Origin of the sequence: Exiguobacterium aestuarii (assembly GCF_020171655.1) — a bacterium.
In the GTDB taxonomy this organism is placed as follows: domain Bacteria; phylum Bacillota; class Bacilli; order Exiguobacteriales; family Exiguobacteriaceae; genus Exiguobacterium; species Exiguobacterium aestuarii_A.
The window spans coordinates 1-22967 of sequence record NZ_JAIVAC010000004.1 but is presented as its reverse complement, the minus strand read 5'-3'; the positions used below and the strand labels follow the sequence as shown (position 1 = coordinate 22967).

The following is a 22967-nucleotide window of genomic DNA, read 5'->3' as shown; positions in this document are numbered from 1 at the left end:
TACTAGAGTCCGAACTTATTATAACAATTATGGATAGGGAGTTGAAATCCGATGAATGTGTCACGCATGGATTTGACGACGGAAGAAATGCAGCTCGTCAACAGCGAAGTCGAGAAGCGCAAGCGCAGCTTACTCGTCGCGTATTTACTTTGGTTTTTCCTCGGTGCACTCGGTGCACATCGCTTTTATTTCAAAAAGATTGGGTCAGGAATTGCGATGGTCCTCCTCGTCGTCTTGACGCTCGGTTTCGGTGCCATCATCACAGGAATCTGGGCACTCGTCGATGCGTTTCTCATGCCAGGTTGGCAACAGCGCGAAGTCGAACAAATCGAACGTGAGACGATCGAGCTACTGCAAACACGCTCTGACCGCTACACAGGATTCTAATCAAAAGACGATCGAGGCATTTCGCCCCGATCGTTTTTCACTGTTCTTTTAAGTAGAATGCGAAGTCCCGTGTCTTCCGTTCTTTCACCGCATAATGAATCCATAGCCACGCTAACCCTTCTAGTTCACGGGCAAGCTTCAACCCATGGAGCGGATGCGTATCGAAGCCGATCTTGTTCGATAGCTCGACGACAAGGCGCACCGCTTCTTCATCATCTCCTGCGACAAACATGACAGAACCATCCGGATTACCTAAATTCTCGACGCCTGTCTGGTTGAACGCCTTGACGACTTTCGTATCGGGAACGAGTCGCTGCAAATACTCCGCGCCCGACACCCCATCAGGGCGCTCGACTTCGTTAAACTCGATCGCAATCGGATTCGTCACATCAATCAGGACTTTCCCATTCAGTCCATCAAGTGTCGGCAGCAGGTCGACCGCAGCCACAAAAGGCGTACAGAGCAGGAGCACATCGCTTGCTGAGGCGACTTCTTGTAACGTCAATGTCCCTTCCCGCTCCGTCCGTGTCCCGTACAGCACCTCATAACCTGCCTGTTCGAATTGCTCCCCGAGCGTGCGACCGACTTTCCCGGCACCTAAGATTCCGAGTTTCATGTCTCACAACTCCTCGTCTGTCCGTGTGACCGTTCCTCCATACTCTTCTGCGAGCCCGTCTAAAATCGATGGGTCGAATTCTTCCCCGATGGCCATGACGCCTGTCTGACCCGGTTCGATGTTTCCGACCGTCCGTTTGAATGTATCTTGAATGCCTTGTAAATGTTTTACGTCTTTCGTACCGCCGATGAGACCACCTGTGAGTGTCCCGAACAGGATTCCGAACGGACCTCCGAGGATCCCAACCGCCATCCCGATGAGCGCACCTTTCGTCGACTTGTTGACGGGTGCGAGCTGCGCCGCATCCTCAAACGAGAACGCCCCGTTTTCTTCACGCTTGATGACGACCAATTGTTCAAAACCGACAAGCCCATCCGAATGGTACTTTTTCAGTTTACTGAACGCCTGATACGAAATCGCCTCTTCTGGGAACGTGAACGTGACGATGTGATACGGTTGTTTTTCCTTTTTAGCCATGAAAAATTCCTCCTTTAAGGTCGAAAACATGACGCGCACTTACCCTTTCCTATTTCCCCGAGTACCCTGTAAATAATCTACATTAACAAATCAATCGATGGGCATGTTTATGTACTGATTATGGTAAAATTTACATATCAACTCAAAAGGAGCTTTGCTATGCAACGTACACTTCGTAAGTCCGCGACGGACCGCTCTCTGTCTGGAGTATGCGGTGGGATTGCTGAATACTTTGGTATTTCTTCAATCGGAGTTCGACTCATCTTTTTGATTCTCCCTGGGAGTTTCCTTCTTTATATGATCTTAACGAATTCCATGAAAGATGCACCTCGCTATCTATAAGAAAACGCGAAAGCTCTTAGCTTCCGCGTTTTTTGTTAGGCATTCACTTTATCTTTCATCGCTTCAAGCGCTCCGCTGTTCAAGAAGTGCCATGGCTTGTTGTAGTGCGGTTGGAAGAAGAAATCGACATATGCGAGCTCTTCAATCGTCATCTCGTTTTGGATCGCAAGAGAGAGCGTGTTGACCGCTTGTGTCAAATCCGCTTTTGATAACACTTGTCCACCGACAATGCGATGTGTTCCTGTCTCATAGACGAGTTTGAATTCGACTTTCTCTGCGGTCGGCATGAACTCCGGACGATATGCATCCTCAATGACGACACTTTCTACGTCGAGTCCGAAAAGGGATGCCGCTTCTTCCGTCAAACCAGACGACGCAATGTTCCAGTCATAAAGTCGAAGTCCTGACGTTCCTTGCGTCCCTTGGTAGCGAACGCGTGGTTGCATCATGTTTTCCGCGACGAGCGTTCCCATACGGACAGCATTCGTTGCAAGCGGGATATAGGCATGTGTGCGTGCCGGGTTGTAGTAGACGGCACAGCTGTCACCTGCCGCGAAGATATCCGGGTTGCTCGTGCGCATGTATTCATCAACGATGATGGCACCGTTCCCGAGCATATCGACCTGCCCTTCGAGGAGTCCTGTGTTCGGACGGAATCCGACGCATAAGATGATGAGGTCCGCCTCGAATTCACCTTTGTCCGTCACGACATGTGTGACATTTCCATCTGTACCACGGAACGCTTCGACCGTCTGACCGAGTTCGAGGTCGATTCCGCGACTTGTCATGTCTGCTTCTAATGGATCCGTGAACGACTTATCGAGATATTTGTTCAAGATGCGGTCGGCACTATCGATGAACGTAACATGCTTCCCGTATGTTTCGAACGCCTCGACGAGTTCGACTCCGATATAACCCGCCCCGATGACGGCAATCTTCGTCGCATCTGTCGCACGCTCGATGATGCGTTGTGCGTGCGCATAGTTTTTACAGAGCTCGATTCCATTCATCTCAATGCCCGGGAGCGTTGGGACGATTGGCCACGAACCCGTCGTGACGATCAAGCGGTCGTACGTGTCATGCACGTCTTCCCCCGTCTCGAGATTCTTGGCGTGGACCGTCTTCGCTTCGGCGTCAATCGACAAGACATCATGTTTCATGCGCATTGTCGCTCCGAGCTCTTCAAGCTCACGTGGAGAGGAGTAGAACAATTCTTCCGCACGTTGGACGACCCCACCGACGTGGAGCGCAATCCCACACGAGAGGAAGCTGACGTTGTCGTTCCGCTCGTAAACGGTGATGTCGAGATTGTTGTATCGATTGAGTAACCCTTTGACAGCTGCTGTTCCTGCGTGTGTACATCCGATGACTGCGATTTTCATATGAGTCGTCTCTCCTTTTATGTTAGACAGTACGTTTTGTTTTTACATTGTGATAAATATCACATTCACTTCCTGACCTTAGTGTACTATTTCACAATATAGGATTCAACGACTATGCTCACTATTTCACGTAAAAGTGTCTAAAGTTTGAACAGGCTTTTTGAAAAGATTATGAGGACGCTTATAAAAAAAGACTTGCACACGGTTACAGTCGGATGTAAGATAAATTTAAATTTTCAGATTTCTCATAAAAGATGCATAGATGGGAAGAGCGAGTGACCGAGATTGTATAGAGAGCTTCTGTTGCTGGAAATGAGGCGAATCTCACACTCAAAGATGGTCCCGGAGCAGTCGGAAGAACGCGAGTCCGCTCGCCATTAGAATCGACCGGTATGACGGATACCGATATCATTCCATGGAGTCTCGAACTCCTTGAGGTGATTCGATGCGAATCGGATCACGAACAAAGGTGGTACCACGTGATCAGACATCACGTCCTGCGTAATGAGGGCGAGATGTCTTTTTTATGGGGTCCGCCCGGAAGGAGGAGACGGAAATGACGGAAGCATTGGTTTTGCAATCAGATTTTGGAGTAAGTGATGGAGCAGTCAGCGCGATGTACGGTGTAGCACACAGCATTAATCCTAGCATTCGTATCTTTGATTTAACACACGACATCCCACCGTTTCATATTTGGGAGGCCTCCTATCGCCTCGTTCAGACCGTCCCCTACTGGACCGAGCAGACGGTATTCGTATCGGTCGTGGACCCGGGTGTCGGTTCGAACCGAAAGAGTGTCGTCGCACGAACGCATGCCAATCAATATGTCATCACTCCCGATAACGGGACGTTGACACATCTTTGGCAAGCAGGGCTTCTTGCAGAAGTTCGGGAGTTGGATGACAAAACGCACAGGCTACCGCGCATGGGGGAATCCTACACGTTCCATGGCCGTGACATTTTCGCCTTCACAGGAGCGCGGTTGTCCAGTCATGACATCACGTTCGAGGAAGTCGGACCGCTCATCCCGCTTGACGAAATCGTCTTACTTGACCGGACACCCGCCACACGTGATGAGGATGCGGTTGAAGGGATTGTCGAGATCTTAGATATCCGTTTCGGGAACGTCTGGACGAATATTCCGGTTCAACTCGTCCGACAGGCTGGCGTTGATATCGGTCATCGTGTCATTGTCACGATTTCGTTCCGAGAACGTACGGTTTACGAACAAACCTTATCGTTCGGTCGCTCGTTCGCAGATGTTCCAGTCGGTTCAGGAGTCGTCTACATCAACTCGCTCGACCAAATCGCCATCGCTCTAAATCAAGGATCTTTTGCTCACGCTTTTGATATCGGTATCGGGAATGATTGGAAAGTTCGCTTACAACAAATTTAAGGAGGAAAAATTCATGAACTCATTCACAACGAAACAAATCGTCGCAACAGGAATCGGCGCAGCCGTTTTCATCATCCTCAGTCGCTTTGCGGCTATCCCGACAGGTGTGCCGAACACGTCAATTGAAACCGCCTACGCATTTCTTGCGTTTATGGCTGTCTTATTCGGTCCCATCACAGCTGGATTGATCGGTTTAATCGGTCACGCGCTGAAAGATGCGATTCTGTATGGATCCCCTTGGTGGAGCTGGGTCATCGTTTCAGGTTTTGTCGGTCTCGGAATCGGTCTCGTCGCCAATCGCATTCGTCTTGAGGAAGGTGGTTTGACGACTAAAAAAATCATTTTGTTCAATGCGACTCAAGCTGTCGTACAAGCCATCGGATGGATTGTCATCGCACCGGTCCTTGATATCTTGATTTACGCTGAACCAGCGAACAAAGTGTTCGTACAAGGTGCTGTGGCAGCCACTTCGAATATTTTGACAGTCGGTGTCATCGGGACATTACTCCTTGTCACTTACGCAAAAACACGAAGCCAGGCGGGAAGTTTAAAACGAGAAGCATAATGACGAAGGGCTGGCATCATGTCACACATGACTTCAGCCCTTTTGTATGGAGGTCAAGAGTTTGAAGACAATCATTGAGTTTGATCATTTTTCATTTACCTACCGTAGCCAGTCCGAACCGACACTACGACACATTCACCTATCAATCCAAGAAGGAGAACGCGTTCTCATCGTCGGACCTTCTGGGTCTGGAAAAAGTACGCTGGCCCAATGTATCAATGGGCTGATCCCTTTTTCTTACCCCGGGACGTGGGAGGGCAACGTTCGGATCAACGATATGGATGCACGTGAGTTGTCACTCTTCGACCGTTCCAAACAAATCGGAACGGTACTTCAAGACCCGGACGCACAGTTCGTCGGATTATCGGTTGGGGAAGATATTGCGTTCGCACTGGAAAACAAACGGGTCGCACGGCCGGAAATGTCACACATCGTCGAGCGCGTAGCTAAGTTAACCGATGTCGACCATCTCATCGATTCCCGATTGAACGAGCTGTCAGGCGGTCAACGACAACGGGTCGCGTTGGCAGGTGTCCTCGTTGAGGAAGCAGACGTCCTATTATTTGATGAGCCGCTCGCCAATCTTGACCCGGTCGCCGGTAGTGAAGCGATGGCCTTGCTCGATCGGTTGCAACGAGAGACGGGACGTACGCTGATTGTCGTCGAACATCGCATCGAAGACGTGCTCTCCATTCCTTTCGACCGCATCATCGTGATGGTCGATGGTACCATCATCGCGGACGACCATCCGGATGCCATCTTGAGTAACGATAGTTTGATGAACGCCTTTTTACGCGAACCCTTGTATGTAAGTGCTGCGCGCTGGGCGGACATCGCCGTTCAACCACAGGATCGTCCAAGTGATCTCGAGACGTTTGTCACACGTTTCGAACGTGAACCGATTTTGACTAAACTTGAAGAAGAAGCAGTGACCATTCATCAACCAACGTCACCACTGCTCGAATTAGAACACGTACAGTTCCACTATCATCAAGAGCAGCCTGTTCTCGAACGCATTGATGCCACCTTCGAAAAAGGGACACTGACGACACTCGTCGGTCAAAACGGAGCAGGAAAGTCGACGCTTGCCAAACTGTTGAGCGGTTATAAGCGTGTCAGTTCCGGCACCATTCGATTGAATGGCGAGGACATTACGAATCAGTCCATCGCCGATCGCGCAAAAAAGGTCGGCTTTGTCCTCCAAAATCCAAACCATATGATTTCAAAACAAACGGTCCATGAAGAAGTGCGTTACGGAATGCAGGCGCTCGGATTGAGTGATGAAGAGGAGTCCGAGCGTCTTGAACAGACGCTTCGTCGCTGTGGTCTCTATCCGTTTCGTAATTGGCCAATCCAAGCACTTAGCTTTGGACAAAAGAAACGTGTGACGATTGCCTCCATCCTCGTTCGCCAACCCGATGTCTTGATTCTGGATGAACCGACAGCTGGTCAAGATTATCGTCATTACTCGGAAATCATGGACTTCTTAGAGGCCCTGAAACAGGACGGGATGACACTTCTCATCATCACGCATGACATGCATCTCGTTCTCGAATACAGTGATCAAGTCTGTCTGCTCCATGGAGGGCGCATTCGCTATGCGGGTGACCCGCTGTCGCTCCTGCTTCAAGAAAACTTGTTGCACCATGCCCATTTAAAACAAACGTCTCTGTTCACAGTCGCGCGACATCTCGATGTGGATGTCAAACCGCTCTTGTCGGCCGTGATCAGAGCTGAACGAAAGGATCGGAAACAATGGCAGTAGAAATGCTCGGCTATATCGATAAACCGTCTCCCGTCCACCGCTTGACGGGGACGACTAAATTAATTGGCTTCATCTTGTTCACGACCGCCACAATGTTCACGTATGACACACGGGTTCTACTCGTCTTAGGTCTTTTCAGCATCGGACTCTTCTCGATATCACAAATCCGATTCAAAGAAGTTCGGTTCGTTCTTGTCTTCACCGCAATCTTTGTCTTACTGAATGCACTTGCTGTCTATTTATTTGAACCGGAACAAGGTGTCACCATCTATGAGACGCGCCATCTGTGGTTCGAGGGAATTGGGCGCTTCACCCTCACAGCAGAGCAAGCGTTCTATATGTTCAACCTCATTTTAAAATATAGCGTGATTGTCCCGATTGCCGTCTTGTTTCTCGTCACGACGCATCCAACCGAATTTGCGTCTTCCTTGAATCAAATCGGTGTGCCCTATAAAGTCGCATTCGCCGTCTCGCTCGCGCTACGTTATATCCCTGATGTTCAGCAAGATTTCCGTACCATTGCGGACGCACAAGCAGCCCGAGGTGTCGCGGTGACACAAGGGTCGCTCTTAAAACGGGCCCGACACAGTCTGCAAATCTTGATTCCGCTTCTCTTTACGAGTCTTGAACGGATTGAGACGGTCAGTAACGCGATGGATTTACGCGGGTTCGGCGCCGACAAAAAACGGACGTGGTACAATCAACGCGCGATGACCCGAATCGACTATATCGCCATCGGCATCGCCCTCTCGTTGACAGTATTCTCGTTCATCGTGACCTTCTATGATGGGAGTCGATTCTATAATCCGTTTTAAGTACACAAGCAAAACAGGCACCTAGCTCCCAATATGACAACGGGGACTAAGTGCCTGTTTTATTTCTCATTCATCTGTTTCATTAAATCCATCTGTTCTTGCACCATCGCTTCTTTCTCCCGGCGCAACACCCCTTTGTAGGCGACGCGTGAAATCGATAAACTGATTTCATACAGGAAGAAGAGTGGCAATGACACCATAAGGTGCGACGTCAAATCCGGTGGTGTGATGAATGCCGCGACTACGAATAGCGCGAAGTACGCATACTTACGAATCTTCGATAAGAAGTATGGTGTCACGACACCAATTCGGGTCAAGAACATCGTCACGACCGGCAATTGGAACAATAGACCGAACGGAATCGTCAGTTGCAACAAGAACGTGAAGTAATTGTTCGCCCCGATGATTTGTTCGAGTCCGAGGTCTTGCCCGAGGTCCGTCGAGATATCGAGGACGAGCGGGAATAACCAGTAGTAGGCGAACGCAAGGCCGATCAAGAACAATCCGAAGATGATCGGGATATAAGCAAGGGTACCTTTTCGTTCATTCGGATGCAGACCGGGTGCGACAAACGCCCACACTTGATACAGTAGGAATGGGCTCGCCGCAATCAGGCCGATGATGAGCGCCAAGTTCAAGTAAATCATGAGCGGGTCCGCGACCCCAAAGGCGTTCAGTTCGAGCCCGCGTTCGACGAGATCTTCTTGCAAGTACGCGAGTACATATTTGACACTCGGCAAAGCCATCAAAAAGAAGGCAAAGACGACAAATGCAGATAGCATCAGTCGTCTCCGCAGCTCTGTCAAGTGATCGGTGAGTTCCCGCTCTTGATCAGGTTGATGATTCATGGCTTACTGCTCTTTCTTTTCGATAGCTTTCTTGTCGTTCTCGTCGTGCTCGTTCATCATGCCGTTCGTTGCATTTTTGAACTCACGAAGCGTTTGTCCGGCCGCGCGACCAAACTCAGGCAATTTCTTCGGTCCGAAGAGAATAAGCGCGATGATGGCGATGACGAAAATACTGACGCCGCCAGGCATACCGACGACGAGTGATGATGCTAGTAATTCCATTATTGATGGACCCCCTCAGCGGTTGGATAGTGTTGCATAAAGTAAATGAGTGACTGCAGCTCAATCGACAAATCGATGTGATGGACGCGAACCGTGTCCGGTACGGTAAGTCGTGCCGGTGTGAAGTTCAAGATGCCCTTGATGCCGAAACGGACCAAGTCGTCTGCGACGGACTGCGCATAGGCAGAAGGTACCGTCAAAATGGCGACGTCAATCTTGTTTTGCTTCATAATCTGTTCCATCTCATCGACGTGATGAATTGGGACGCCTGACATCGTCGTGCCGACTTTTGTCTCGTCTGCGTCGAACCCGACGACGATATGTGTGTTATTGTTTTTAAGGAAGTTATAGTTGACGAATGCCGTCCCAAGGTGACCGACCCCGACCAAGGCGACATTCGTAATCTCGTCCTGATTCAGTGTCTTTCGGAAAAAGTCTAACAGATACTGCACGTTATAGCCATATCCCTTTTTACCGAGCGCACCGAAGTACGAGAAATCACGGCGAATCGTAGCCGAATCGACCTTGACCGCCTCACTCAGTTCTGCTGAAGAGACACGTTGTTTACCTGACGTGTGCAGGCTTTGAATAAATCGATAGTATAGTGGCAACCGTTTGGCTGTCGCTTGTGGAATCTTTGGTTCGTTTTGACTCAACGGAAAGAGCCTCCTTTTTACGACACGTTACAAACGAATCTGAATTTCATACACCTTGATTGTAAACGAATTCACATGACCACTCAACGAATATACCTAAAATCGCTGAAAAATACAGTATACTAAATAGAGAGAAAGGGGTTTTTTCACTTGATCCTACTGCAAGTCAATAACTTATCCAAATCCTTCGGCGTCGAGCCGATTTTAGAAAACGTCAAACTCGAAATCCAAGAAGGCGAACGCGTCGCCCTCGTCGGCCGAAACGGGGCTGGGAAGTCGACGCTTTTGAAAGTAATCGCCGGGGAATATAACTATGACTCTGGGGACATCATGAAACCAAAAGACGTCACCATCGGCTATCTCGCCCAAGACTCAGGGCTCGAATCCGACGAGACGATCTGGAACGAGATGCTCACCGTCTTCACGGACTTGATCGAGCAAGAGAAGACGCTCCGTCGCATGGAGGCCGACATGGGATCCGAACGGATTCTAAACGACGCCGCTGCGTACGAACGCCTCCTCTCCTCTTACGATGAAGAGCAGCACACGTTCAAAGAGCGCGGCGGTTACCAGTATGAAGCGACGATCCGCTCGGTCCTTCACGGGATGCGCTTCTATCCGGACGACTTCGAGCGCCGGATCGACACCCTCTCTGGTGGACAACGGACACGTCTCGCCTTGGCAAAGATGCTCCTTCAAAGTCCCGACCTGCTCATCTTGGACGAGCCGACGAACCATTTGGACATCGAGACGCTCGCCTGGCTAGAGAAGTACTTGAGCGGCTATAAAGGTGCCGTCCTCATCGTCTCCCACGACCGATACTTCCTCGACCGCGTCGTCTCGGTTGTCTATGAGCTGTCACGTCATCGGAGCCGCCGCTTCGTCGGGAACTACACGAAGTATCTCGAACAAAAGGCCGCTCTCTACGAACAAGAGAAGAAGCAGTTTGAGTCGCAGCAAGAAGAGATTGCCAAGATGCAGGACTTCATTCAGCGAAACATCGCCCGGGCGACGACGACGAAACGGGCGCAAAGCGTGCGAAAACGTCTGGAGAAAGTCGACCGCCTTGATGCTCCGGACGGTGACGAACGCAGTGCTGTCCTCTCGTTCTACATCAAACGACAGAGCGGGAACGATGTGTTGAGCACGAGTGACCTCGCCATCGGGTATGAAGAACCGATCGCCCAAAATCTCCGTTTCCAGCTACAGCGCGGGGAATCTGTCGCTCTCGTCGGTCCGAACGGGGTCGGAAAATCGACACTTCTCAAAGTATTGACGAAACAACAAGCCGCCCTCACGGGTGAGATTCGTTACGGAACCGGCGTCGAGATCGGTTATTACGACCAGGAACAACAAAACTTGTCGGACGCGAACCGTGTCATCGACGAGATTTGGAACGACTGGCCGCTCATGCGCGAGCAAGAAGTGCGGAGTCTTCTCGGACAGTTCCTCTTCAGCGGGGATGACGTCATGAAGCGTGTCCATGAACTATCCGGTGGCGAACGTGCACGTCTCACGTTGGCCAAGCTGAAGCTTGAGCAACCGAACCTCCTCATTTTGGACGAGCCGACGAACCACTTGGATCTCGACTCGAAGATGATCTTAGAGAACGCCCTTCTCGACTATCCAGGTACGATTCTCTTCGTCTCGCACGACCGCTACTTCATCGATCGTCTCGCGACGCGTGTGTTAGAAATCACGCCGAACGGCATCGACGAGTATCTCGGTGACTATTCGTACTACGTCGAGAAGAAAGAAGAACTCGAAGAACTCGCGCGACTCGCCCGTGAAGAGACGAAGCAGGTCGTCGTGAAAAAACAGCGTGCCGATAAAGAACAACAACGAGAAGAGCGCCGCATCAAACAGCGCATCGAAGAGATTGAGCTGGCAATCGAGCAACATGAAAATCGCCTCGACGAGATTGAACAGTTGCTTTGTGAGCCGGACGTCTTCAACGACTTCGCCCGTGCCCAGGAGTTGTCGACCGAATCGGACGCAGCGAAAGAATCCATCACCGCACTTTATGCGGAATGGGAGGAACTCCATACATGATGCGTACACGTGCCATGCGAATCGAGTTCATTCAAGCGTTTCTCACGGGACTGGCCTATATCGTACCAACCGGGACTGAGTTCGTATCGGAACTCATCCGCGGGGAGCCAACGATCGTCCCGTCTATTCTCTTTTACTTTTTACCGGTCGTGATCGGCTTCATCATTCAGACGTGGCCTGGGATTCTACTCAGTCTTTTCAGTGGTCTGCTCATGAGCACACTCTTCATCCGTATCGTCGTCTGGCCGGTCGATGTGACGGTTCACACGTTCTATGCACCGGGATCAGTGTGGGCCCACTTTTATGAAGAGACGCTCTTCATGTGGATCCTCGCCCTTCTCGTGTTCATCGTGAGCCGCATCAACACGTGGCATCGGGAGAATTATCGACAACCGAAAGCCTGAACAGTCCGTCCTCTTTTTTGAAGGGGACGGCTTTTTCATTTATGTATAAATTTATTTATAGATAAGGTTTTTTTTCTTAATTTGTTTTTCGTTAGAGCGCGCGTTATTCTAGTCACGTACCGAAACAACGGATGATTTCTTAGGAGGAATGACAGATGAGTAAACATGTATTAATGGTCGTGACGAACGCAAAAGAAATGAAGGACGGTCACACGACTGGACTTTGGTTGTCTGAGTTTGGCGAGGCATACGTCGAGTTCAAACAACAAGGATATGACATCACGGTCGCTAGCCCGAACGGTGGCCAATCTCCAATCGACGCACGCAGTTTAGAAGGAGAAGTACCGGCTGACATTCAAGCAACGGCTCCCCTTCTCGAAGATACGATTGATTTGAAGACGATCACCAACTTCGATCAATTCGATGCCATCTTCATGCCAGGTGGTCACGGAACGATGTTCGACCTTCCACAAAGTGAAGCGTTGAATGTTGCGATCCGTTCACTATTTGAAGCAGGTAAAACGGTTGCTGCCGTCTGCCACGGTCCAGCTGGTCTTGTCGGTGCGACATTGTCTGACGGCACACCACTCGTGAACGGTAAAACGATTGCGACGTTCACGGATGAAGAAGAACGTGCGACAGGTCTTGATATCTACATGCCGTTCATGCTTGAAACGCGTCTTCGTGAACTCGGTGCGAACATCGTGCTCGCAGACAACTTCACAGAAAACGTTCAAGTCGATGAAAACTTGGTAACAGGCCAAAATCCACAATCGACCGTTGCTGTCGCAAAAGCCGTCATCAACACGTTAAACTAATCGATTCTTTCTCGTTGCCAATCGATGAAAGAGAGCGACCCGCCTGTTCTCAAACAGGCGGGTTTTATAGATGAGGAGGAATGAAGATGATTACCATATTAGCTCAGATTCAAGCGAAGCCCGGTCTCGGGTCCGCGCTTGAGACACACTTACGCCAAGTCGTCACCCCATCACGCGCGGAGGCAGGTTGTGTCTTCTATACGTTACACCGTGTCGAAGGCAACCCGGACGCGTTCGTCTTTTATGAAAAGTGGGACGACAAGGCGGCACTCGATGCGCATATCGCCTCACCCCACTATCAAACGTATCGCCAAGAAGCAGAGGCACTTCTCGCTAGTCGCGACGTTCAATACTTAGAAGAAATCAAGGAGGTTTATTAACCAATGGAACGTTTTCAATATCACAACCCGACCAAACTTTTATTCGGAAAAGGACAACTGGAATCACTCCGTACCGAAATCCCACGATACGGGGACCGTGTCCTTCTTTTATACGGTGGAGGGAGCATCAAAGCGAACGGGCTTCATGAGGAAGTAACCGCTCTATTAGCCGACATGAACGTAACCGTCGTCGAACTTTCTGGTGTCGAACCAAACCCACGTCTAACGACAGTTCAAACAGGGATTGACTTAGTCCATGAACATCAAATCGACCTCATCCTAGCTGTCGGTGGAGGTAGCGTCATTGACTGTGCGAAAGGAATCGCAGCCGGTGTAAAATATGACGGGAATCCGTGGGATATCGTGACACGACAAGTCCCCGTCACAGATGCATTACCGATTGGGACAGTCTTAACATTGGCGGCAACGGGATCGGAAATGAACGGTGGAGCCGTCATCACGAACTGGGAGGCGCAAGATAAGCGCTCGTTCGGCTCGCCCCTCACTTACCCGAAATTCAGCGTACTCGACCCGACCTATACGTTGAGTGTACCGGCGAACCAAACCGTATATGGAATCGTCGATATCATGTCGCACGTCTTCGAACAATATTTCCACGCTTCAGAGAACGCCCTACTCCAAGAACGGTTCGGGGAATCGATTTTACGGACCATGATGGAAACGGCACCTCGCCTCGTTGAAAATTTGAATGATTTTGACGCACGGGAAACGATGTTGTTGAACGGAACGTTTGCCTTAAACGGGACCTTATCGATGGGCGTGAAGACGGACTGGGCGACTCATATGATTGAACACGCGGTCTCTGCCGTCTACGATATCCCACACGGTGGCGGACTTGCGATTCTCTTCCCGGAATGGCTTCGCTATGTCGGAAAGAGACGTCCTGAACGCATCATTCAACTCGGTGAACGCGTCTTCGGCATTGACATGAACGACAAATCGGATGACGTGCTCGTCGAAGAGACGGTTCAGGCGTTACAAGACTTTTGGACATCGATCGGTGCACCATCACGTCTCAGTGATTATGAAATTGACGCCACGCATCTCGAATTGATGGCAGAACGGGCGATGGTCGCTGAACAGATCGGCCAGTATGTCCCGCTCCGTCAACAAGACGTAGCGACAATCCTAAAAAATGCATTATAAAAAGTAGGGCCCACGTGGACCCTACTTCATTTTGCATCCTGCAGCGCTTGGATGACTTGGTTGATGACGGGGTCATGCTTCGACTCGGTCCGATGCGCGAGATAAATGACGTTCGTCGCAAAACGCTCCGGTGCTACGATTTGAACGCTTCCTCGCTCGAGTGCGTGTCGAATCAAATAGTTCGGTAAGATACTAATCCCGCACTTCGATTCGATTGCCGCAAGGATCGCGTCGACGTTTGGTAAGATCATCTCCGGACGGATGTCTGGGCGTTCCCCGAACTGCGTCTGATAGTATCGACGGATGATAGGAAGCTCCAGTCCGTAACTGATCCACGGCTGATGATCCATCCAATCTTTTAACTCATCGGTTGGGATTTCCCAATCGTTCGGCGCCACTAACAAAAACGATTCGTCGGCAATCGGGACGTATTGGATACCAGGCTCCTCCATCCGCTTCGTTGCGATGACAAAGTCGAGCTCCCCGTCTGCTAAGCGTTTGATTAAATCTGCTGTCATCCCGAAATCTGCGATGTACTGTGCAGCATCAAGCGGCAAAGCGGGTATAATCTCATGTGTGACGAACTCGGTCGGTCCACCGAACTTGAGCACGGGACGCGGTTGCTCCCCTGAGACATATTTCATCTCAAGCGATAGTTCTTCAAGACGGTCGATCAAGCCGACCACTTGCGTGTATAGTTCCTTCCCCGCATCCGTCGGAATCATCTGACGTGGTGCCCGTGTGAAGAGGGACGTTTCGAGTTCTGCTTCGAGTGCGGCGATATGTTGGCTGACAGCCGGTTGGGTCAAAAAGCGAACACGCGCCGCTGCCGACACGGAACGTTGCTGGTACACGTGGATAAAACTGCGATACCATTCAAAATCAATCATCTGTGTAAACTCCTTTTATATTCATTATCTTCAGTATAAAAGGGAGTAAATCATAAGACAAATAACGTTTAAATCATCAATCGATAAATAAATTTATAAGGAGTGGCTATTTGATGAAAGCTTTATTACTACATGAACCGAACACGTGGCAGACGATGCAAATCGAGGAGGTAGATACACCGACGCTTCGTTCCGGTGAGGTATTGATTGAGGGAGAATATGCAGGGCTCAACCCCGTCGACTATAAAACGGCTACCAATGGCAAACCCGAATGGTCATATCCTCACGTACTCGGGCTCGATGTCGCGGGTACGATTGCCGCTGTTGCGGATGACGTGACGAATGTACAGATCGGTGACCGTGTCCTCTACCACAGCAACTGGAATGAATGGGGTGGCTTCGCCGAGTTCACACGTGCCAAGGCGCACATGGTCGTCCCGATTCCAGAATCGATCTCGTTCGCTGATGCAGTCGCTTTACCGACAGCTGGATTCACAGCGTACCAAGCCATTTTTGAAAAACTTCCGATGAATGCAATCGATACGATCCTCATTCACGCGGGTGCCGGTGGTGTCGGTGGCTTTGCCATTCAACTGGCGAAGTATCTCGGAAAACGTGTCATCACGACCGCTTCAGCGCGTAACCATGACTGGGTCAAACAGCTCGGAGCCGACGAGGCAATCGATTACAATACGGAAGACTGGCAACAACGGGTGATGGAACTGACAAGTGGTCACGGTGTCAATGCCGTCATCGATCCCGTCGGTCGGGAGACGGCGACCGCTTCCCTCCAAGTTATCGCCTACAACGGACACATCGCCCATATCGCCGGAGCCCCTGACATGAGTGTTATCAAACCGTTCACACGTGTCATCTCCTATCATGAGGTCGCACTCAATGCGATTCATCATCAACAAGACCGTGTGAGCGAAGCGAACATCGTCCGCATCGGTACGCACATGCTCGAACTGCTTGCAGCGGGTGAGATTCAACCGATGATTCAAGAGACAATTCCATTTGCGGATATCCCGAAGAAGTTGGTCGAACTTTCGAACCGACATGTCGTCGGGAAGATTGTTGCCAATTTGAAGGCATGAAAAAAAGAGGTCGGCGTGTTTAATACGCTGGCCTCTCTTTTTATTAGAAGTATCGTAACGGTTGGAATCCCACCGTATGGAAATCGAGCTTCGTCCCGTCCTCAGCGATAAAGAAGACCGCCTCGTTCGTATCGACGTCACGTGTGAACACTTTATAGAACGTCATCGGTTTTTCGTCATTCGTCACATAGCGCGCCTCGTGTGTCGAGATGACTTGTGCGAACAGTTGCTGTTCGTCAAGTTCCTCGATCAAAGCGTCAAACTTCGCAGCCTCTTCTTTCGTTGCCTCGCGACCCCGCTCAATTTCATAGTAAGCATCGCTCGCTTTTGGCTGAACGCCGAGATTGCGATCAACGACGATCACACGCTCTGGCTCTTGGTCGATGACACTCGTGTAACCATATAATGACTCGATGAGCGTATTCTCTCCGGTCACACGACCGATACCTTCTAATGACTCTTCTCCAGTCAACGACTTCACTCGTGTCTCTTCTGGCACAATTTCCTCTTGATAGGCGATATTGTAAGCGCGGATGATTTCTCGTACTTGTAAAAACGTCGCGACGACGAGTAGTACGATGAGTCCTCCAATGATGATGCGTTTCGTCATGTCTCTATTTCCCCCTAGACTGTCATGCTCTCTTCTAAGGATAACCCAGGAACCGCATTCATCGCTAGTGTATCGCGCTTCCCGCGCACATACGCGTGATGTGCCGCGACCCCGATCATGCCGGCATTGTCTCCACAAAGATCGAGTGGTGGGATGACAAGTTGAATCCCTTCAGCAGCAGTCGCTTCTTGAAGCGCAGCGCGGAGTCCACGGTTTGCCGCAACACCACCGGCAACGAGTAATTGTTTCGCTCCTTTTTCTTTCACAGCGCGAATCGCTTTCTCAACGAGCACTTCGACGACACTTGCTTGAAAACTCGCTGCCAAGTTTTCCGGGATGACCGTCTCCCCACGTTGCTCCGCATTGTGTACGGCGTTGATGACCGATGACTTCAAGCCACTAAAGCTGAAGTCGAAGCTACCCGGTTCAAGGCGAACACGTGGGAAGTTGTACGTATCTTCTCCAATAGCTGCTAAACGGTCAATTGCCGGACCACCCGGATATGGGAGGCTGAGTGTGCGTGCGACTTTATCATACGCTTCACCCGCCGCGTCATCACGTGTCTCACCAATGACTTCAAAGACACCGTGTTCTGGCATATAGACGAGCTCTGTATGTCCACCTGAGACAACGAGACAGACGAGTGGGAACTCCATCTCTTCGACGAGTTCGTTCGCGTAAATGTGTCCCGCGATATGATGGACGCCGATGAGCGGTTTTTGATGGGCGAACGACAATGCTTTGGCCGCACTGATGCCGACGAGAAGGGCACCGACGAGACCCGGTCCTTGTGTGACCGCGACCGCATCGACGTCTTCCATCGTCACGCCTGCTTCGCTCAACGCATCGTCAATGACATACGTGATGCGCTCCACGTGATGACGAGACGCCACTTCAGGGACGACGCCACCAAATCGTTTATGGCTCTCAATTTGAGAAGAAACGACGTTCGACAATAGCGTCTTCCCGTCTTTGACGAGCGCAACAGACGTCTCGTCACAGCTCGACTCGATTGAGAGAATCAGTGATGTGTTCATTCTGAGTCACTTCCTAACTTCGCCCAATAAATATAGGCGTCTTCATTATTATCCTGATAATAGCGTCTTCTTCGTCCGGCTTGCATAAACCCAAACTGTTCATACAGTTTTTGCGCCCCAACGTTCGACACGCGGACTTCTAACGTCAATCCGACAAGCCCCTTTGACTTGGCAAACGCGACAAGTTCCGCTAACAGTTGATTACCGATCCCTTGCCCACGAAATTCAGGTAAGACGGCAATGTTCGTGATATGTCCTTCGTCGACGATTGTCCATACTCCGACAAAACCGACGACCCGTTTGTCATGGACCGCGACAAAATAAATAGCCTGTTCATTTCGAAGCATCTCGTTCATGAACGCCTCTTTTGTCCAAGGAATGGAGAACGACGCTTCTTCGACTTTCGTCACTTCTTCGACATCGAGCCACGTCATTCGACGAATTTTAACGTCAGCCATTGTTTTGACCCTCTAACCATTTCGCTTCCGCTTCAGCGAGTCGCAAATACTCTGGCTCAAACGCATGGACATCACTCGTCTCATCGCTAAAGACGACCAAATCACTCGCGCGGCCGTAACGATGTGCAGCCGGCGCTTCGACATACTCATATTCACTCAACACGTCACGGAACGGTTCGACATCTCCAACGACGAGGAAACGTCCTTGGATATTCAGTCGTAGCCAGTCGGCGACAGACGCGTGTTGGTCGTGCGTCAGTGCCTTGTTCTGTTGATAATATCCGATATAAGCGTTACCGCGTCGCGCGTCAATCAACGAGACGACAGGCAAGTCCGTATTCGGGGCTGCTGCCATGAGTTGAAGGGCAGACACGCCGATTAGTGGAATGTTCAACGTATAAGCAAGTGTCTTCGCCGTCGTCACTCCAATCCGAATCCCTGTGTACGACCCAGGACCTGTCGTAACAACGATGCGTTCGAGCATATTCGGAGTCCATTTCACAGCTGCCATGAGTTGTTCAATCATCGGCATGAGTGTGACCGCATGGTTTTTCGAGACCATGACCGTCGCTTCGGCTTGAATTTCTCCAGCCTCACTTAATGCGACAGATAAACGTGTCGTCGCCGTATCAATCATCAATTGCTTCATGCGAGCACCTCCTTGGCGATTTGAACGTAACGCTCACCCGTTGGAGCGAGTGTCAATTTCCGTTCTTCATCACTGACTCGTTCAATCGTAATCGCCAAGCGTTCTTCCGGAAGAGAAGACTCGATCAAGTTCGACCACTCTACGATGGCGACACCGTCACCGTTGATATATTCCTCAAGACCGATGTCATCCCCCGTATCCTCGAGTCGATAGACATCCATATGATAGAGCGGTAAGCGCCCTTTGTATTGTTTCATAATGGTGAAGGTCGGACTGTTGACGTTCCGTGTGACACCGAGTCCTTTTGCGAACCCTTGTGTGAACGTCGTCTTTCCGGCACCAAGGTCACCGTTTAACGTGATGACCGTTCCTGCTTCGACGAGCGTGGCCAAACGTTCTGCCACTGCCTGCGTCTCCGCCGCAGAATGCGTAATCAATGTATACATGAATGGTTCTCCTTTTATCACTTCTCATACGTACTCATTGTACACTTCATTTTAAGCAAAAAAAAACACGAAACGCTATCGTTTCGCTATCTCATTTAAAAATTGGTTGCGGGGGCTGGATTTGAACCAACGACCTTCGGGTTATGAGCCCGACGAGCTACCAGACTGCTCCACCCCGCGACGACATATGAAATTAAATAAAAATTGGTTGCGGGGGCCGGATTTGAACCGACGACCTTCGGGTTATGAGCCCGACGAGCTACCAGACTGCTCCACCCCGCGATGGTTTGAATTGTTTCGACATCCTCTATAATAAGTGAGACAGTTATAAAAAGCAACCTTTTTCTCAATGTTTTTTGAAAAATGGAATCGGGAACAGGTATAACAGCATAGAATTTAGAGAAAAGGGGCGCGACCGCCATGTCCAAATGGGGAAACCGATTCAAGAAATGGTTCTTTTCGGAGATCGAAGCCGACATCACGTTTGACCCGGCAGCACTCATTCCGAAGCAGGTAGTGACCGGGACCCTGCACGTATCCAACCCGACGACGACTGTCGTCCGGTTACAAGAACTGACACTCAACTTTTTGACGACATTTAAAGACATCACCATGGAAGGAAATGAATTCAATCGAGAAGCCGACATTCAAGAAATCCCGATTCCACTCACTGTCGTACTAGAACCTGGTGCGAAGGAAGACGTTCCGTTCTCATTCGAATTGACGATGTATGCCCCTTCGTCTGCTGGAGCCCCATACAGCGTAGAGGCGACGTTATGGGACAAGGACATGAAACGTGTCTGGTTTGACGTGATTGAACACATTGAAATCGAACCGATGCCTGAGCTGAAACGATTGCTCGACGCAACGGCTCATGCTGGACTTGAACCGATGTTTGTTCGGAACGTGATTGACCCGCTCGGAGAAGAGCGTCCTTATCCGTTCGTCGAAAAGTATGGGTTCAAACCGGTCGGTGAGTGGGCCGATGAGTTTGAGGTCGTCAAATCATTTTGGCGTCTGCATGAAGATGGAATCGACCTCTACTACTGGCTCGACAACATCGAGACTCAGCGCACGCTCGAGTCGATGGCGACCGACGTCGAATTGCGTCATCGTTCCCTCACATGGGAACAACTCGAACGTGAGCAAGAACAGCTCGGTCTCGGTATTCAAGATACGCTACGCAGTCACCGCTCCTCGTGAGCGGTTTTTTCAATTTGAATTTCATCCTTACTCGTATTGACGATGGTTTGGAAGTGATGGCGATACGGATGCATGAACACGTCATATTGAATACGTCTTTCGTCATGCGAGGCGCGTAAGTAATCCATTTCCATTCCCCGTTCCTGGATATCACGATTCGCTCTGCGTCTAAATTCTGTTTCTCCGTCCGTATAAAGATAAATCGACTGGTCAAAAGAGGAGAGATCTAGAAATGCGACACTCATGCCCTCAATAATCGTAATCATTTTTTTCGGGTCAATCCACGTACGTTCTAAATATGAGACATCGATTGTGTAAAAGCCGATTCCCTCTCGAATCATACGAACATCACGCTCGAGTGAAAGCAGATGATGCGCAGCTGGATGACAAGCCGTCATCTTATAATGATGGGTTTTTCCATTCTGTTCATAGGTGAGTATCGTTTGTTTCCGTAACTGTGAATCGATGATGTATGGATCTGTGTGAAGCAGGTTTATATCACCGAGTCGTTCCCGTAATCTTTCGGCCAATGTCGATTTTCCTGCTGCCCCATGTCCAGAGATACCAATCAGCGTTCGTTGTCCTGTTTGCACATTTTGCACGATTTCATCGATGAGTCGTTCCATGATTCTCCCCCTTTGGTACACTTAGTATTGAAAGGAAGTGTATCTATCTCATGTCCACTTGTCCATTTTGTCACCCGACACTCGATCCACATCAAACCATTATTGCCGAGAATGACTCTTGTTACTTTCTCATGCATGACCACGAGCAAGACATCCTCGTCGGCTCGGGCGTGATTGTCCCGAAAGCACACCGCGCAACGACATTCGACTAACGCCTTTAGAGTGGCAACATACATATGAATTACTTCATCAGGCCAAGGAATACCTTAATCAATCATTTCAACCTGACGGATACACACTGGGTTGGAACGTCGGCACTGCATCAAACCAAACCGTGCCTCATGCCCATCTGCACGTCATTCCTCGTTACGAGGCAGGACCTCATGCAGGGAAAGGACTTCGCCACTGGTTAAAACGACCGGAGTAAATAAGCAGCTCATCGCGTGAGGATGAGCTGTCTTCTTTTTTCACCAACCTCTTCGAGTCTTTCTCCCAACTGTTCCATTTTTGTCGTCATATGCGTAATCAACTGACTGATTTCCTTATCCAGTCCTTTCACTTGATTTAATGAATCATTGATTCTTCCATGCATCGTCCATTCTGAAAAAATATCATCCAAAAAGTAATCTGCGAACTGAATCAGTGAACCTCGATCGACATGTAATTCCTGTACAATTTCTTGGACGTCTGCCAATTCACGGGAGAAACGTTCCAATGCCGATTGAAGTTCATGCATCGTCTGCTCGGATGCATCTAACGCATCATGTTTCATTGCCGTCGCAAACAACCCTCCTCCGAAGAACGTGTCATACGTCGACCAACCTTTGGCACTGTCTAAATGCTTTAGCGTCTTCGTAATCGTTGCTCGTGCTGCCTTACCCGCAACAATGGCTTCTCGATATTCGATGATAAGTTCATTCGTCTGAGCTTGTTGATTGGTGAGATCATGTAGGTCTCGGCGAATAGCTGGATCTTTTGTTAGGTGTGCCTCTTTTGTTTCTAAGAAGGTCTCCCACTCCGTATCGATGCTTTCATATCTCTCGAGCTGTTCTTGTAAATCTCGATGCTCGAGCGTCAGTTCATCAATCATCTTCTCGTGTTCGCGCAATTTCAGTTCAGCACGAGCAGCTTCTTCTACTTCCTTTATGCGTTGCTCATCAAATGTGCCTCGTAATTTACGCCACGTATTGACGAGCGAAAAACTTTCAAGATCGTAAACATCGCGCTGTTCTTTCGTAAATGTATTCAACAATTCTTTCCGTATCACTTCATGTTCCTTTAGCTGTTTTTCAAGTGTCTTTTGTTTGCGGACAAGTCGATCACGCTCGGCGATACGTTGTTGTAAGTCTAATTGGATTTGCTGAAGATCTTTCATTATGCTTCCCCTCTCGTTTTGTTTCCCCGATGAATCACTGTAAGGAGACATATTGTTCATAAAAAAATCCCCTCTTTCTCATATTCACTACGAGGAAAGAAGAGATAAAGTTTCAATGAAACAAAAAAAAACGACCGAGCGTATGCTCGGTCGTCCTCTCTGTTGTTGCCTGGCAACGTCCTATCCTCACAGGGGGAGATCCCCCAACTACTTTCGGCGCTGAGACGCTTAACTTCCGTGTTCGGCATGGGAACGGGTGTGGCCGTCTCGCTATCGCCACCAGA

General features: G+C 49.8%; 29 protein-coding genes, 2 tRNA genes and 1 rRNA gene. 15 read left to right on the top strand and 17 right to left on the bottom strand.

Annotation, left to right across the window (positions count from 1 at the left end):
- Positions 1–51: 51 nt before the first annotated feature.
- Complete coding sequence (locus LCM29_RS13770) at positions 52–387, top strand: TM2 domain-containing protein (RefSeq protein ID WP_214697039.1); 336 nt, start codon at positions 52–54, stop codon at positions 385–387.
- 37 nt (positions 388–424) lie between these two features.
- Here LCM29_RS13770 and LCM29_RS13765 read toward each other — a convergent pair whose 3' ends face one another.
- Together LCM29_RS13765 and LCM29_RS13760 are read right to left on the bottom strand one after the other, a co-directional pair.
- Positions 425–1003 carry an NADPH-dependent F420 reductase gene (locus LCM29_RS13765; protein ID WP_224863471.1) on the bottom strand — a complete coding sequence of 193 codons (579 nt, stop codon included), beginning with the start codon at positions 1001–1003 and terminating at the stop codon, positions 425–427.
- Positions 1004–1006: 3 nt separating this feature from the next.
- Positions 1007–1480: a hypothetical protein gene (locus LCM29_RS13760; RefSeq protein WP_159563401.1), complete on the bottom strand. Its 474-nt coding sequence runs from the start codon at positions 1478–1480 to the stop codon at positions 1007–1009.
- A gap of 159 nt (positions 1481–1639) precedes the next feature.
- On the opposite strand from LCM29_RS13760, the gene LCM29_RS13755 reads away from it, so the two are divergent.
- Positions 1640–1822 (top strand): PspC domain-containing protein, encoded by a 183-nt coding sequence (locus LCM29_RS13755; RefSeq protein WP_074032578.1) that lies wholly within the window; start codon positions 1640–1642, stop codon positions 1820–1822.
- A gap of 35 nt (positions 1823–1857) precedes the next feature.
- Here the strand turns inward: LCM29_RS13755 and LCM29_RS13750 are convergent, their stop codons facing one another.
- Positions 1858–3204: an FAD-dependent oxidoreductase gene (locus tag LCM29_RS13750; RefSeq protein ID WP_224863469.1), complete on the bottom strand. Its 1347-nt coding sequence runs from the start codon at positions 3202–3204 to the stop codon at positions 1858–1860.
- Positions 3205–3760: 556 nt separating this feature from the next.
- On the opposite strand from LCM29_RS13750, the gene LCM29_RS13745 reads away from it, so the two are divergent.
- From LCM29_RS13745 to LCM29_RS13730, 4 genes are all read left to right on the top strand, one after another.
- Positions 3761–4600 (top strand): S-adenosyl-l-methionine hydroxide adenosyltransferase family protein, encoded by an 840-nt coding sequence (locus LCM29_RS13745; RefSeq protein ID WP_215113797.1) that lies wholly within the window; start codon positions 3761–3763, stop codon positions 4598–4600.
- Positions 4601–4613: 13 nt separating this feature from the next.
- Positions 4614–5165 (top strand): ECF-type riboflavin transporter substrate-binding protein, encoded by a 552-nt coding sequence (locus tag LCM29_RS13740; RefSeq protein ID WP_224863467.1) that lies wholly within the window; start codon positions 4614–4616, stop codon positions 5163–5165.
- Positions 5166–5226: 61 nt separating this feature from the next.
- Entirely contained in the window at positions 5227–6930 is a 1704-nt protein-coding gene (locus LCM29_RS13735) for an ABC transporter ATP-binding protein (protein ID WP_224863464.1), read from the top strand.
- A complete protein-coding gene (locus LCM29_RS13730; RefSeq protein ID WP_224863462.1) occupies positions 6921–7745 on the top strand; it encodes an energy-coupling factor transporter transmembrane component T family protein in 825 nt (274 codons plus the stop codon). Before LCM29_RS13735 ends, LCM29_RS13730 begins: the two co-directional genes overlap by 10 nt.
- Before the next feature lie 59 nt (positions 7746–7804).
- On the opposite strand, the gene tatC is transcribed toward LCM29_RS13730, so the two are convergent.
- Genes tatC through LCM29_RS13715 form a run of 3 tightly spaced genes read right to left on the bottom strand, consistent with a single transcriptional unit; the run spans position 7805 to position 9471 of the window.
- Positions 7805–8593 carry a twin-arginine translocase subunit TatC gene (gene tatC / locus LCM29_RS13725; RefSeq protein WP_214742996.1) on the bottom strand — a complete coding sequence of 263 codons (789 nt, stop codon included), beginning with the start codon at positions 8591–8593 and terminating at the stop codon, positions 7805–7807.
- Positions 8594–8596: 3 nt separating this feature from the next.
- On the bottom strand, positions 8597–8815 hold the full coding sequence (locus LCM29_RS13720) for a twin-arginine translocase TatA/TatE family subunit (RefSeq protein WP_074032583.1): 219 nt from the start codon (positions 8813–8815) through the stop codon (positions 8597–8599).
- Positions 8815–9471, bottom strand: a complete 657-nt coding sequence (locus tag LCM29_RS13715; protein ID WP_224863460.1) for a redox-sensing transcriptional repressor Rex — start codon at positions 9469–9471, stop codon at positions 8815–8817. The genes LCM29_RS13720 and LCM29_RS13715 overlap by 1 nt, the downstream gene beginning before the upstream one ends.
- A 150-nt stretch (positions 9472–9621) precedes the next feature.
- Between LCM29_RS13715 and LCM29_RS13710 the strand changes: the two genes are divergently transcribed.
- The 5 genes from LCM29_RS13710 to LCM29_RS13690 all read left to right on the top strand — a co-directional run bounded on the left by LCM29_RS13710 (position 9622) and on the right by LCM29_RS13690 (position 14292).
- Positions 9622–11523, top strand: a complete 1902-nt coding sequence (locus LCM29_RS13710) for an ABC-F family ATP-binding cassette domain-containing protein (protein ID WP_224863458.1) — start codon at positions 9622–9624, stop codon at positions 11521–11523.
- Positions 11520–11927, top strand: coding sequence for a hypothetical protein (locus tag LCM29_RS13705; RefSeq protein WP_026824457.1), 408 nt, complete (start codon positions 11520–11522; stop codon positions 11925–11927). The genes LCM29_RS13710 and LCM29_RS13705 overlap by 4 nt, the downstream gene beginning before the upstream one ends.
- Before the next feature lie 155 nt (positions 11928–12082).
- Entirely contained in the window at positions 12083–12745 is a 663-nt protein-coding gene (locus LCM29_RS13700) for a type 1 glutamine amidotransferase domain-containing protein (protein ID WP_224863456.1), read from the top strand.
- Positions 12746–12831: 86 nt separating this feature from the next.
- On the top strand, positions 12832–13125 hold the full coding sequence (locus tag LCM29_RS13695) for a putative quinol monooxygenase (RefSeq protein WP_224863454.1): 294 nt from the start codon (positions 12832–12834) through the stop codon (positions 13123–13125).
- Positions 13126–13128: 3 nt separating this feature from the next.
- The gene (locus LCM29_RS13690) at positions 13129–14292 is read left to right on the top strand and encodes an iron-containing alcohol dehydrogenase (protein ID WP_224863452.1); all 1164 of its coding nucleotides are present in this window, start codon (positions 13129–13131) and stop codon (positions 14290–14292) included.
- A gap of 26 nt (positions 14293–14318) precedes the next feature.
- Here the strand turns inward: LCM29_RS13690 and LCM29_RS13685 are convergent, their stop codons facing one another.
- Positions 14319–15182 (bottom strand): LysR family transcriptional regulator, encoded by an 864-nt coding sequence (locus LCM29_RS13685; protein WP_224863450.1) that lies wholly within the window; start codon positions 15180–15182, stop codon positions 14319–14321.
- A 113-nt stretch (positions 15183–15295) separates the two neighbouring features.
- On the opposite strand from LCM29_RS13685, the gene LCM29_RS13680 reads away from it, so the two are divergent.
- Positions 15296–16279, top strand: a complete 984-nt coding sequence (locus LCM29_RS13680) for a zinc-binding dehydrogenase (RefSeq protein ID WP_224863447.1) — start codon at positions 15296–15298, stop codon at positions 16277–16279.
- A gap of 43 nt (positions 16280–16322) precedes the next feature.
- Here LCM29_RS13680 and LCM29_RS13675 read toward each other — a convergent pair whose 3' ends face one another.
- From LCM29_RS13675 to LCM29_RS13645, 7 genes are all read right to left on the bottom strand, one after another.
- Entirely contained in the window at positions 16323–16889 is a 567-nt protein-coding gene (locus LCM29_RS13675) for a hypothetical protein (RefSeq protein WP_224863445.1), read from the bottom strand.
- 14 nt (positions 16890–16903) lie between these two features.
- The gene (gene tsaD, locus LCM29_RS13670; protein ID WP_214786289.1) at positions 16904–17926 is read right to left on the bottom strand and encodes a tRNA (adenosine(37)-N6)-threonylcarbamoyltransferase complex transferase subunit TsaD; all 1023 of its coding nucleotides are present in this window, start codon (positions 17924–17926) and stop codon (positions 16904–16906) included.
- Positions 17923–18384 (bottom strand): ribosomal protein S18-alanine N-acetyltransferase, encoded by a 462-nt coding sequence (gene rimI / locus LCM29_RS13665; RefSeq protein ID WP_224863443.1) that lies wholly within the window; start codon positions 18382–18384, stop codon positions 17923–17925. The genes tsaD and rimI overlap by 4 nt, the downstream gene beginning before the upstream one ends.
- A complete protein-coding gene (gene tsaB, locus LCM29_RS13660; protein ID WP_214697083.1) occupies positions 18377–19033 on the bottom strand; it encodes a tRNA (adenosine(37)-N6)-threonylcarbamoyltransferase complex dimerization subunit type 1 TsaB in 657 nt (218 codons plus the stop codon). The genes rimI and tsaB overlap by 8 nt, the downstream gene beginning before the upstream one ends.
- Positions 19030–19479, bottom strand: coding sequence for a tRNA (adenosine(37)-N6)-threonylcarbamoyltransferase complex ATPase subunit type 1 TsaE (tsaE, locus tag LCM29_RS13655; protein WP_074032590.1), 450 nt, complete (start codon positions 19477–19479; stop codon positions 19030–19032). The genes tsaB and tsaE overlap by 4 nt, the downstream gene beginning before the upstream one ends.
- 103 nt (positions 19480–19582) lie before the next feature.
- Positions 19583–19659: transfer RNA gene (locus tag LCM29_RS13650), tRNA-Met, on the bottom strand.
- A 25-nt stretch (positions 19660–19684) separates the two neighbouring features.
- A tRNA-Met gene (locus LCM29_RS13645) sits at positions 19685–19761 on the bottom strand.
- A 138-nt stretch (positions 19762–19899) separates the two neighbouring features.
- Here LCM29_RS13645 and LCM29_RS13640 point away from each other — a divergent pair.
- Positions 19900–20682 carry a sporulation protein gene (locus LCM29_RS13640; RefSeq protein ID WP_214748859.1) on the top strand — a complete coding sequence of 261 codons (783 nt, stop codon included), beginning with the start codon at positions 19900–19902 and terminating at the stop codon, positions 20680–20682.
- On the opposite strand, the gene LCM29_RS13635 is transcribed toward LCM29_RS13640, so the two are convergent.
- Positions 20667–21308, bottom strand: a complete 642-nt coding sequence (locus LCM29_RS13635) for a uridine kinase (RefSeq protein ID WP_214876702.1) — start codon at positions 21306–21308, stop codon at positions 20667–20669. The genes LCM29_RS13640 and LCM29_RS13635 overlap by 16 nt on opposite strands.
- 50 nt (positions 21309–21358) lie before the next feature.
- Here LCM29_RS13635 and LCM29_RS15335 point away from each other — a divergent pair, with 50 nt between their 5' ends.
- Together LCM29_RS15335 and LCM29_RS15330 are read left to right on the top strand one after the other, a co-directional pair.
- Positions 21359–21520, top strand: coding sequence for a hypothetical protein (locus LCM29_RS15335; RefSeq protein ID WP_412093993.1), 162 nt, complete (start codon positions 21359–21361; stop codon positions 21518–21520).
- A complete protein-coding gene (locus LCM29_RS15330; protein WP_412093994.1) occupies positions 21511–21735 on the top strand; it encodes an HIT family protein in 225 nt (74 codons plus the stop codon). The genes LCM29_RS15335 and LCM29_RS15330 overlap by 10 nt, the downstream gene beginning before the upstream one ends.
- Positions 21736–21744: 9 nt before the next feature.
- On the opposite strand, the gene LCM29_RS13625 is transcribed toward LCM29_RS15330, so the two are convergent.
- Both LCM29_RS13625 and rrf read right to left on the bottom strand, forming a co-directional pair.
- Positions 21745–22683, bottom strand: coding sequence for a hypothetical protein (locus tag LCM29_RS13625; RefSeq protein WP_224863441.1), 939 nt, complete (start codon positions 22681–22683; stop codon positions 21745–21747).
- A 167-nt stretch (positions 22684–22850) separates the two neighbouring features.
- A 5S ribosomal RNA gene (gene rrf, locus LCM29_RS13620) occupies positions 22851–22967 on the bottom strand.

Coding starts and splice junctions, on each gene's coding strand:
- LCM29_RS13755 (WP_074032578.1), top strand. CDS start 1,640: ATGCAACGTACACTTCGTAAGTCCGCGACGGACCGCTCTCTGTCTGGA.
- tatC (WP_214742996.1), bottom strand. CDS start 8,593: ATGAATCATCAACCTGATCAAGAGCGGGAACTCACCGATCACTTGACA.
- LCM29_RS13705 (WP_026824457.1), top strand. CDS start 11,520: ATGATGCGTACACGTGCCATGCGAATCGAGTTCATTCAAGCGTTTCTC.
- LCM29_RS13745 (WP_215113797.1), top strand. CDS start 3,761: ATGACGGAAGCATTGGTTTTGCAATCAGATTTTGGAGTAAGTGATGGA.
- LCM29_RS13625 (WP_224863441.1), bottom strand. CDS start 22,683: ATGAAAGATCTTCAGCAAATCCAATTAGACTTACAACAACGTATCGCC.
- LCM29_RS13685 (WP_224863450.1), bottom strand. CDS start 15,182: ATGATTGATTTTGAATGGTATCGCAGTTTTATCCACGTGTACCAGCAA.
- tsaB (WP_214697083.1), bottom strand. CDS start 19,033: ATGAAGCAATTGATGATTGATACGGCGACGACACGTTTATCTGTCGCA.
- LCM29_RS13765 (WP_224863471.1), bottom strand. CDS start 1,003: ATGAAACTCGGAATCTTAGGTGCCGGGAAAGTCGGTCGCACGCTCGGG.
- LCM29_RS13730 (WP_224863462.1), top strand. CDS start 6,921: ATGGCAGTAGAAATGCTCGGCTATATCGATAAACCGTCTCCCGTCCAC.
- LCM29_RS13690 (WP_224863452.1), top strand. CDS start 13,129: ATGGAACGTTTTCAATATCACAACCCGACCAAACTTTTATTCGGAAAA.
- LCM29_RS13770 (WP_214697039.1), top strand. CDS start 52: ATGAATGTGTCACGCATGGATTTGACGACGGAAGAAATGCAGCTCGTC.
- tsaD (WP_214786289.1), bottom strand. CDS start 17,926: ATGAACACATCACTGATTCTCTCAATCGAGTCGAGCTGTGACGAGACG.
- LCM29_RS13740 (WP_224863467.1), top strand. CDS start 4,614: ATGAACTCATTCACAACGAAACAAATCGTCGCAACAGGAATCGGCGCA.
- LCM29_RS13680 (WP_224863447.1), top strand. CDS start 15,296: ATGAAAGCTTTATTACTACATGAACCGAACACGTGGCAGACGATGCAA.
- LCM29_RS13635 (WP_214876702.1), bottom strand. CDS start 21,308: ATGGAACGACTCATCGATGAAATCGTGCAAAATGTGCAAACAGGACAA.
- LCM29_RS15335 (WP_412093993.1), top strand. CDS start 21,359: ATGTCCACTTGTCCATTTTGTCACCCGACACTCGATCCACATCAAACC.
- LCM29_RS13675 (WP_224863445.1), bottom strand. CDS start 16,889: ATGACGAAACGCATCATCATTGGAGGACTCATCGTACTACTCGTCGTC.
- LCM29_RS13720 (WP_074032583.1), bottom strand. CDS start 8,815: ATGGAATTACTAGCATCATCACTCGTCGTCGGTATGCCTGGCGGCGTC.
- rimI (WP_224863443.1), bottom strand. CDS start 18,384: ATGGCTGACGTTAAAATTCGTCGAATGACGTGGCTCGATGTCGAAGAA.
- LCM29_RS13695 (WP_224863454.1), top strand. CDS start 12,832: ATGATTACCATATTAGCTCAGATTCAAGCGAAGCCCGGTCTCGGGTCC.
- tsaE (WP_074032590.1), bottom strand. CDS start 19,479: ATGTATACATTGATTACGCATTCTGCGGCGGAGACGCAGGCAGTGGCA.
- LCM29_RS13700 (WP_224863456.1), top strand. CDS start 12,083: ATGAGTAAACATGTATTAATGGTCGTGACGAACGCAAAAGAAATGAAG.
- LCM29_RS13640 (WP_214748859.1), top strand. CDS start 19,900: ATGTCCAAATGGGGAAACCGATTCAAGAAATGGTTCTTTTCGGAGATC.
- LCM29_RS13750 (WP_224863469.1), bottom strand. CDS start 3,204: ATGAAAATCGCAGTCATCGGATGTACACACGCAGGAACAGCAGCTGTC.
- LCM29_RS13760 (WP_159563401.1), bottom strand. CDS start 1,480: ATGGCTAAAAAGGAAAAACAACCGTATCACATCGTCACGTTCACGTTC.